Source organism: Rhodococcus sp. W8901, assembly GCF_013348805.1.
Classification (GTDB): Bacteria; Actinomycetota; Actinomycetes; order Mycobacteriales; family Mycobacteriaceae; genus Prescottella.
The window spans coordinates 4,395,345-4,406,245 of the sequence record NZ_CP054690.1 but is presented as its reverse complement, the minus strand read 5'-3'; the positions used below and the strand labels follow the sequence as shown (position 1 = coordinate 4,406,245).

The 10,901-nt window shown below is 69.7% G+C and carries 1 protein-coding gene; it reads left to right on the top strand.

What is annotated here, in order from left to right:
• The first annotated feature begins 82 nt into the window (after window positions 1-82).
• Window positions 83-10,777 carry a non-ribosomal peptide synthetase gene (locus HUN07_RS20590; RefSeq protein WP_174912358.1) on the top strand — a complete coding sequence of 3,565 codons (10,695 nt, stop codon included), beginning with the start codon at window positions 83-85 and terminating at the stop codon, window positions 10,775-10,777.
• The last annotated feature ends 124 nt before the right edge of the window (window positions 10,778-10,901 follow it).

Below are 10,901 nucleotides of genomic sequence, written 5' to 3'. Positions count from 1 at the left end.
GATGATCTCGGGGGGAGCCGGCAGTTCGGCTCCCCCCGAATCGGGCGATCGAAGTTTTCAGATGTCGGGAAGGACAAAGAACATGGCGGCCCAGCAGCCCGGAGTCGACTCGTTGACGGTCGAGGATCTGCCTCGACTCCTCGCCGGGGTGGTCGAGGTCGATCCCGAGCGGATCGCCCTGACCGCTGGTGACATCACCGTCACGTACGCACAGCTGAAGCAGGAGATCGAGACCCTCGACGCCGCGATGGGCGGGGTGCTCGGCATCGATGCGCTCGTGCCGGTCGTGCTGTCCACCGTGGCGCCGGGTCTGCTCGAGGCGCCCGAGACCGGGGGACTGCCCGGGCTGCTGAGTGCCCTGTTCAGCGATGCCGCCGAGGTGCTCGGGGACGACGCAGCGGCGTCCGCCGAGCCCGCAACCACGCTCGCCTCACTGTTCGACGAGCAGGTCGCCGCCACCCCGGACGCCGTCGCGCTCGAGTTCGACGGCGCGACGCTGACGTATGCCGAGTTCGATGCCCGCGCCAACCGCCTCGCGCGCCACCTGATCTCGCTCGGTGTCGGTCCGGACACCCTGGTGGGTCTCGGCATCCGGCGATCGATCGACCTGCTGATCGGGATGTACGCAATCGTCAAGGCGGGCGGCGCGTACGTCCCGCTGGACCCGGACCATCCGGCCGACCGCCTCGGCTATGTGCTCGACATCGCTCGTCCGGCCGCGATCCTCACGACGACTCGGGACGGTCTCACGCTCGACACCGACACCCCGGTCCTCGCGATCGACACCCTCGATCTGCACGCACTGTCGGCCGATCCGGTCACCGACGTGGACCGTCTCACACCGCTGACGGGCGAGAACCTCGCGTACGTCATCTTCACGTCCGGGTCCACCGGCCGCCCGAAGGGTGTGGCAGTCGGGCACGGTGCGATCGTCGCGAACCTGCGCTGGCGTCAGCACATGTACCCGATGACGGCAGCCGACGTGGTGCTGCAGAAGACGCCGTTCACGTTCGACGTGTCGGTGTGGGAGTTCTTCTGGCCGCTGCAGGCCGGTGCGCGTCTGACGATCGCGCTGCCGGACGGCCACCGCGACCCCGCGTACCTGGCCCGCACGATGGTCGAGCGCGGCGTCACCGTCGCGCACTTCGTGCCGTCGATGCTGTCGGTGTTCGTGGTCGAACCGAGTGCGGCGACAGTCACGACACTGCGGAACGTGTTCGCGTCGGGTGAGGCGCTACCGCCGCAGACCGCAGCCCGCTTCCGTGACATCTCGGGAGCGGCGCTGCACAACCTGTACGGCCCCACCGAGGCCGCCGTGGACGTCACTTTCCACGAGGTCACCGCGGCCGACACCGCCACGGTGCCGATCGGCGCCGCGGTGGCCGACACCGGCCTGTACGTGCTCGACGACGGACTGCGCCGCGTTCCGGCCGGGACCGAGGGCGAGCTGTATCTGGCGGGCGTCCAGTTGGCGCGGGGTTACCTGCAGCGTCCCGACCTGACGGCCGACCGGTTCGTCGCCGACCCGTACGGCGGCCCGGGCGAGCGCATGTACCGCACCGGTGACCTCGTCAAGCTCGGCGGTTCCGGTGAGCTGGAGTACGTGGGCCGCACCGACTTCCAGGTGAAGCTGCGCGGTCTGCGCATCGAGCTCGGCGAGATCGAGTCGGCCCTGCTGGACCATGATGCGGTGTCGCAGTCCGTCGTGGTCGTGCACGCCGACCCCGAGCTGGGCGACCACCTCGTGGCCTATGTCGTCACCGACGGCGGCGCGCCCGTGGACCGCGAGGAGATGGCCGCCACGGTGAGCGCGCGGCTGCCCGAGTACATGGTGCCGTCCCTGTTCGTCGCGATGGCCGAGTTCCCGCTGAACGCGAGCGGCAAGCTCGACCGCAAGGCCCTTCCCGCACCGGACTTCTCGTCGCTGGCGAGCGAGTACCGCGCGCCGAGCACCCCCACCGAGGAGATGCTGGCGGCCACGTTCGCGGAGGTCCTGGGCGCCGAGCGGATGGGCGTCGACGATGACTACTTCGCCCTCGGCGGCAACTCGCTGAGCGCGACCCGCGTCGTCGCGCGGATCAACGCCGAACGCGGCATCCGCATCGACGTGCGCGACTTCTTCGACGCGCCGACCGTCGCCCGGCTCGCGGCCCTGGTGGACGCACAGGTCGCCGCGGGCGGCGACACCCGCGCCCCGCTGCTCGCGCAGCCGCGCCCGGAGACCGTGCCGCTGTCGCTCGCACAGCAGCGGATGTGGTTCCTCAACCGCTTCGACACCGACTCCGCGGTCAACAACATCGTCGTCGCGATCCGATTGTCGGGCTCGCTCGACGTCGCTGCGCTGCGCGGCGCGGTGAACGATGTCGTCGCCCGGCACGAGTCGCTGCGCACGGTCTTCCCGGAACGGGACGGCGCCGCGAGCCAGGTGATCCTGCCCGCGGACCGGGTCACCGTCGATCTGGACGCCGAGTCGATCACCGAATCCGACATCGTCGGTGCGGTCACCGAGACGATCTCCCGTGGATTCGATGTCACGGCCGCGGTCCCGATCCGGATGCGGCTGCTCGCGGTGTCCGCCACCGAGCACGTGCTCGTGGTGGTGGTCCACCACATCAGCGCCGACGGCTTCTCGATGGGACCGCTGACCCGTGACATCGTCATGGCGTATGCGGCCCGCTCGGCCGGTGTCGCCCCGGGCTGGACGCCGCTCGACGTGCAGTACGCCGACTACGCGCTGTGGCAGCGTGAGGTTCTCGGCAGCGAGGACGACCCGGAGTCGCTCATCGCGCGGCAGGTGGACCACTGGCGCGCCGCTCTCGCCGACCTGCCCGATCGGCTGGATCTGCCCGCGGACCGCCCGCGCCCCGCGATCGCGTCGAATGCCGGCGCATCGCATCGATTCGGGATCGACGCGGCACTCGCGGCGCGACTCGACGCCGTCGCGCGTGAGGCCGGCACGACCCCGTTCATGGTGGTGCACGCCGCGCTGTCGGTGCTGCTCGCCCGGCTCAGCGGCACCACCGACATCGCGATCGGCACCCCCGTCGCCGGTCGTGGCGAGGCCGCGCTCGACGACCTCGTCGGCATGTTCGTCAACACGCTCGTGCTGCGCGCCGACGTCCGGGAAGATCGCCCGTTCACCGAACTGCTCGCCCAGGTTCGCGCGTCGGATCTCGAGGCGTTCGGCCACGCCGATGTCCCGTTCGAGCGGTTGGTCGAGGTTCTGAGCCCGGCCCGCTCGCAGGCGCGGCATCCGCTGTTCCAGGTGGTGCTCTCGTTCCAGAACATGGACCGGACCGAACTCGCCCTCGGTGACCTGACCGTGTCGGGCGTCGACTTCGATGCCGCCGTCGCGAAGTTCGACCTGGCGGTGACGCTCGCCGAGGCCGATTCGGGCGCAGCAGGATTCGATGTCGACCTCACCTACGCGACGGACCTGTTCGATGCGTCGACGATGCGTGCGTTCGCGGAACGGTTCCTGCGGGTACTCGGGGCGGTCACGGCCGATCCGTCCGTGGTGGTCGGCGACATCGAGATCCTCGACGGCGCCGAGATGTCCGCGCTGACGGCGGCCGACGGCCGTGTCACCGAACCGCTCCTGCTGCCACGGATCCTCGAATCCGCGGCGAGCACCGATCCGTCCGCGATCGCCCTCGTGGCGGGGGAGCGGACCGTCAGCTACCGCGAACTCGACGAGAGCTCGTCGAGGTTGGCGCGCGTGCTGATCGACCGCGGTGCGGGACCCGGCGATGTCGTCGCGATCGCGCTGACCCGCTCGATCGATTCGGTGACCGCCGTGTGGGCGGTCGCCAAGTCCGGTGCCGCGTTCGTACCGGTGGACCCGAACTACCCGGCCGATCGCGTGACGCACATGGTGTCGGATTCTCGTGCGGTGCTGGGTATCACGCATGCCGAGCATGCCGACGCGCTGCCGTCCGGGCTGCCGTTGCTCGTGCTCGACGACGCAGCAACGGAACAGCAGATCGCGAGCGCGTCCGCGCTGGCGGTCTCCGATGCCGACCGGCGGCGCCCCCTGCACCTCGCCGACGCCGTGTACGTCATCTACACGTCGGGGTCGACCGGCGTGCCGAAGGGCGTCGTCGTCACCCACACCGGGCTGTCGGCCTTCGCCGACGAGCAGGTGGAGCGCTACCGACTCGGATCGGGTTCGCGCACGCTGCACTTCGCGTCACCGAGCTTCGACGCGTCGGTCCTGGAACTGCTCATGGCCTTCGGTGCCGGCGCGACGATGGTCATCGCGCCGACGACCATCTACGGCGGGCACGAACTTGCCGAACTGCTGCGGCAGCAGCGCGTGACGCACGCCTTCGTCACGCCGGCCGCTCTCGCGTCGGTCGATCCGGCGGGCCTGGACGCGCTGGGTGTAGTCGTGGTCGGCGGCGAGGCCTGCCCGGCCGACCTGGTGTCCCGCTGGGCGCCGGGCCGGGCGATGTTCAACGCGTACGGCCCCACCGAGGCGACCGTGGCGTCGAACATCTCCGACGCGCTGGTGCCGGGGGAGCCGGTCACGATCGGCCGCGCCATCCGCGGCGCGACCGCCTACGTGCTGGACGCGCGGCTGCGGCCCGTGCCCGCCGGGGTTCCCGGAGAGCTCTACCTCGACGGCGTCGGCGTCGCCCGCGGCTACCTCGGCCGTCCCGGCCTGACCGCGGAGCGGTTCGTCGCGAACCCGTTCGGCGGCCCGGGAAGCCGGCTGTACCGCACCGGCGACGTTGTGCGCACCGGTACCGACCGCGTGATCGACTACGTGGGCCGCGCCGACGACCAGGTGAAGCTGCGCGGCTTCCGGATCGAGCTCGGCGAGATCGAATCGGTACTGGCCGCACACGAATCCGTCGCGCAGGCCGCCGTGCTCGTGATCCGCGACCAGCTCGTTGCGTACGTGACCGCGGCCGACGGTCGCACGATCGACGTCGCGGCGTTGAAGGAGCACGCGGCCCGGTCACTGACGGCCTACATGGTGCCCGCTGCCGTGCTGGTGCTCGACCGGTTGCCGCTCACCGGCAGCGGCAAGCTCGACCGCAAGGCGCTGCCCGAGCCCGAGTTCGCGACGGCGGTGTTCCGGGCCCCGGCGACGCCGGTCGAGGAAACCGTGGCAGGGGTGTTCGCCGACGTCCTCGGCGTCGACCGGGTGGGGCAGGGCGACGACTTCTTCGCGCTCGGCGGCAACTCGCTGCTTGCGACGCAGGTGGCCTCCCGCTTGGGCGCCGCACTGGACACGACCGTCCCGGTCCGGCTGCTGTTCGAGGTCTCCACCGTGGAGGCACTCGCGGCCCGCGTGATGGAATCCGACGCCGGCGCCCGGACGGCGCTCGTCGCGCGGCCGCGTCCCGACCGGATCCCACTGTCACTGGCGCAGCAGCGGTTGTGGTTCCTCAACCGCTTCGAGCCGGAGTCGGCGGTGAACAACATCCCGCTCGCGATCCGACTGTCCGGAGCGCTGGACGTCGACGCCCTCGCTGCCGCGATGGGCGACGTGCTCGACCGGCACGAATCGCTGCGTACCGTGTTCCCCGACATCGACGGCGTCGGATACCAGCAGATCCGGCCCGCGGTCGAGGTGTCGGCGCCGCTTTCGGCGGAACCGATCTCGGATGTGGACCTGCCCGCGATCGTCGATTCGATGGTGACGGCCGGGTTCGATCTGACTACCGACCTGCCCGTGCGGATGCGACTGTTCTCGGTGTCGGAGACCGAACACGTCCTGGTGCTCGTCGTGCATCACATTGCGGCGGACGGTTTCTCGATGGGCCCATTGACCCGCGACGTCATGATCGCATACGCGGCGCGATCCGCCGGGACCGTGCCGGGCTGGGCGCCGCTGGGTGTGCAGTACGCCGACTACACGCTGTGGCAGCGTGAGGTTCTCGGCAGTGAGGACGACCCGGAGTCACTGCTCGCCCAGCAGCAGAACTACTGGACATCCGCGCTCGCCGGTCTGCCCGACCAGCTGGATCTGCCGTCGGACCGTCCCCGTCCCGCCGTGTCGTCGTATCGGGGGGCACGGCTGTCCGTCCCGCTGAGCGGAGAGTTGCAGACCGCGCTCGCCGAACTGGCCCGCGCACGCGGCGTCACCTCGTTCATGGTGGTGCACGCGGCGCTGGCGGTGCTGTTGGCGCGGTCGAGTGGCACCTCCGACATCGCCGTCGGCACGCCGATCGCGGGCCGCGGCGAGCAGGCGCTCGACGACCTCGTCGGCATGTTCGTGGGCACCCTCGTGCTGCGCAGTGACGTCGACACCGCCCGCTCGTTCGACGATCTCCTGGCCGCGGTGCGTGAGACCGACCTGCAGGCGTTCGGACATGCCGACGTGCCGTTCGAGCGGTTGGTGGAGATCCTCGACCCGGCGCGTTCGCAGTCGCGGCACCCGCTGTTCCAGGTGATGCTGACGTTCCAGAATCTCGGACGCACCGACCTCGCGCTGGGCGGGTTGACCGTCTCCGAGGTGGAGTTCGACTCCGCCACAGCGAAGTTCGACCTCCAGGTCACCTTCGCCGAATCGACCGGCGAGACGCCCGACCTGACGATGGATCTGACGTACGCGACCGATCTGTTCGACGAGGCGACGGTCCGCGCCTTCGGCGACCGGTACCTGCGGATCCTGTCCGCCGCGACGGCCGACCCGGGAGTACCCGTCGGCGAGATCGACCTGCTCGACGACTCCGAACGCGACCTGGTGCTGCGGCAGTGGATCGACACCGACCACGACGTGCCGCGGGCGACGCTGGTCGACCTGTTCGAGGCACAGGTGGTGCGGACTCCGGATGCGACGGCGTTGGTGTTCGAGGGCGAGTCGCTGAGTTACGGGGAGTTCGCTGCGCGGGTGAATCGCACGGCGCGCCTGTTGATCTCGGAAGGTGTGGGTCCGGACTCGTTGGTGGGTCTGAGGATGCGGCGTTCGCTGGATCTGCTGGTGGGCATGTATGCCGTGCTCGCCGCGGGCGGCGCCTACGTTCCGGTGGACCCGGATCAACCGGCGGAACGCAACGCCTACATCCTCGACACCGCGAAGCCGGTACTGGTCCTGACGACCTCGCGCGACGGCGGTGATCTGCCCGGTGCCGCAGCGGTGGTCGAACTCGACACGACCGATGTGTCCGGTTTCTCGGACGCGCCGATCGTGGACGCGGAGCGGCGGGCACCGCTGCGGCCGGAGAACACCGCGTACGTGATCTTCACGTCGGGGTCGACGGGTCGGCCGAAGGGTGTGGCGGTCGAGCACGGCGCGATCGTGAATCGTCTGGTGTGGATGCAGGCCGAGTACGGGCTGACTGCGGGCGATGTGGTGTTGCAGAAGACGCCGTTCACGTTCGATGTGTCGGTGTGGGAGTTCTTCTGGCCGTTGCAGGTGGGTGCGCGTCTGGTGGTGGCGGCGCCGGATGGTCATCGGGATCCGGGTTATCTGGTGCGGGTGATGGGCGATCGTGGTGTGACGGTGGCGCATTTCGTGCCGTCGATGTTGTCGGTGTTCGTGGCGGAGTGGTCAGCGAGCGGTGATGCGGAATCGTCTGTGTCCCGGGCGGATTCGTTGCGTCTGGTGTTCGCGTCGGGTGAGGCGCTGCCGGCTCGGACGGCGGAGCGGTTCCGGGCGATTTCGTCGGCTTCGTTGCACAATCTGTACGGGCCGACCGAGGCCGCGGTGGATGTGACGTTCCACGAGGTGACGGTGGCGGACACTGCGGGTGTGCCGATCGGTGCGCCGGTGTGGAATACGCAGGTGTTCGTGCTCGATGCGCGGCTGCGTCCGGTGCCGGTGGGTGTGCCGGGTGAGCTGTATCTGGCGGGTGTGCAGTTGGCGCGTGGGTATGTCTCGCGCGCGGATCTGACGTCGGACCGGTTCGTGGCGAATCCGTTCGGTGACGGCGGCGAGCGGATGTATCGCACGGGCGATCTGGTGAAGTGGAATGCGTCGGGCGAGCTGGAGTACATCGGGCGTACGGACTTCCAGGTGAAGTTGCGTGGTCTGCGGATCGAGTTGGGGGAGATCGAGACCGCACTGCTGGCGCAGGAGTCGATCGCGCAGTCCGTGGTGTTGGTGAAGAACGATCAGCTCGTCGCCTATGTCGTCCCCACTGTGGGTGGCACGGTCGACACCGAGGTCGTGAAGGCCGCGCTTGCGACGTCGTTGGCGTCGTACATGGTGCCGGCGGTGTTCGTGGTGCTGGATGCGTTCCCGTTGAATGTGTCGGGCAAGCTGGATCGGAAGGCGTTGCCGGAGCCGAGTTTCGAGGCCACGGCGTTCCGTGCCCCGACGACGCCGGTCGAGGGGATCGTGGCCGGCGTGTTCGGCGAGGTTCTGGGGATCGAGCGGGTGGGTCTGGACGACGACTTCTTCGGTCTCGGTGGCAATTCGCTGCTGGGTACGCAGGTGGTGTCGCGGCTGGGTGTCGCGCTCGATGCGCAGGTGCCCGTGCGGACCCTGTTCGAGGCGTCGACGGTCGGTGCGCTTGCCGCGCACGTTGCCGCGCTGACGGGTTCGGGTTCACGCCGCCCGCTCACCGCCGGGCCCCGGCCGGACCGGATCCCGCTCTCGCTCGCGCAGCAGCGCATGTGGTTCCTGAACCGGCTCGAGCCCGAATCCACCACGTACAACATCCCGCTGGCGATGCAGCTCACCGGCGACCTGGACGACGGTGCGCTGTGTGCAGCCCTGCAGGACGTCCTCGTCCGCCACGAGGCGTTGCGCACGTACTACCCGGAGGACGCGGACGGCCCGTACCAGGTGATCCTGCCGACCGATCGGGTCGAGTTCGATCTCACGCCCGTCTCCGTGAACGCGGACGAACTGCTCTCCCACGTGAGCGGTCTGCTCGGCCAGGGCTTCGACGTGACCAGCGGTGTGCCGGCGCGGGCGGGACTGTTCCGGATCGACGACCGCACCCACGTCTTCGCGTTCGTCGTCCACCACATCGGCGCGGACGGCGTCTCGATGGCGCCGATGGCCCGGGACCTGGTCGCCGCGTATGCCGCTCGCAGCCGGGGCGAGGCACCGCAGTGGTCCCAGCTCGCGGTGCAGTACGCGGACTTCGCGCTGTGGCAGCGCGAGGTGGTGGGCTCGGCGGACGAGCCCGGCACGGTGGCCGCCGACCAGCTCGAGTACTGGGTGCGGACGCTGTCGGGCGCGCCGGATCTGCTCGACCTCCCCACCGACCGTCCCCGCCCGCCGGTGGCGTCGATGCGCGGAGCCGAAACAGGTTTCACGATCCCGGCCGCACTGCACACCGCACTCGATTCCCTCGCGCGGGCCGAGGGCGCATCGCTGTTCATGGTGGCGCACAGCGCGTTGGCCGTTCTGCTCGCGAGGCTCAGCGGAACCTGGGACGTCACGGTGGGCACCCCGATCGCCGGACGCGGGGACGCCGCGCTCGACGATCTCGTGGGCATGTTCGTCAACACGCTCGCGCTGCGGACGGAACTGACGTCGTCGATGACGTTCACGGATGTCCTCGCTCGCACCCGTGAGACGGATCTGGCGGCGTTCGGCAACGCGGACCTGCCGTTCGAGCGCGTGGTCGAGGCAGTGTCGCCGTCCCGCTCGACGGCGCGGCACCCGCTGTTCCAGACCGTGCTGTCGTTCCAGAACCAGCAGCAGGCCGCACTCGAACTTCCCGGTCTGACGGTGGGCGCGGTGCCGGATCAGGAGCGGGCCGCCAAGTTCGACCTGCAGCTGACACTGGTGCCCGCGCCCTCCGGAGATCTCGAGGCGCTGTTGACCTATGCGACGGACCTGTTCGACGAGTCGACGGTCGCGATGCTGGGGCAGCGGTTCGTCCGCATCCTCGAGGCCGTCGCCACCGATGCCCGCGCCGTCGTCGGTGACATCGACATCGTGTCCGACGCGGAGCGCGCACAGCTGCGCAGTGCCGCAACGGTCGGACGATCGGCGAACGTCGAGTCGGACGCAGTCGTCGTGCCCAGCGGCAGCACGGTGCCGCAGATCCTCTCCGCGGTGGTGGAGGCCGATCCGGAGGCCCCCGCGATCTCGGACGACGGTGAGGAGATCACCTACGGTGACCTCGACGAGCAGTCGTCCAGGCTGGCGCGGCTGCTGATCGGCGAGGGCGTCGGCCCGGGCCACCAGGTGCCGATCGTGCTGCCGCGCTCGGCGGACGCGGTGGTCGCGGCGTGGGCGGTGCTCAAGAGCGGTGCCGCGCTGACACCGATCGACGCAGCAGACGCAGATCGGATGCCGTCCGGCATGCCGGCCAAGGTCGGCATCACGACGTCCGCACACGTCGACGCCCTTCCCGACAGCATGGAATGGGTCGTGTTGGACGGCGACGCGGACCGGATCCACATCGACGAGCAGTCGGGCCGACCGGTCACCTACACCGAGCGGATCCGCCGACTGGGCTCCGAGGATCCCGCAATCGTGGCGGCAGACGGATCGTTCTCGCTCACCCACGGAAACGTGGTGGCGTTCGCGGAACGGGACCGCGCCCGCTACGACATCACCTACGAGTCCCGGACCGCGTGTACCGAGCCCCTGAGCAGCGTGTGGTCCGCGATCGAGCTGATCGTCGCGTCCACTGCAGGTGCGGTGACCGTCGTCACGGCACTACCGGACGGTAACGTCACCGACCTTCTGGCCGACGAATGGGTGACCCATGCGTTCGTGTCGGCGGCCTGCGCGCAGGCCCTCGACGTGGAGGAACTCGAGGATCTCGAGGTCCTCGTGCTCACCGACGGCGCACTGCCGGAGGAACGGCCGGACGTCCGGCGGGTCGTCGCCGATGCGGAGGCATGGTCCGCGTGAGGCGATAATGATGGTTTGTCCCGGGCGATGTATGTAAGGAATGAGTCACTGTGCTGCGTTGTGAGATGCCGAGTCGGCAGAAGCCGAGTCTTCGGGTGCCGGCGATCGACGCACGAGGTGTTCT

Excerpts from the sequence above, each read along its gene's own strand:
- HUN07_RS20590 (WP_174912358.1), top strand. The coding sequence starts at position 83 with ATGGCGGCCCAGCAGCCCGGAGTCGACTCGTTGACGGTCGAGGATCTG.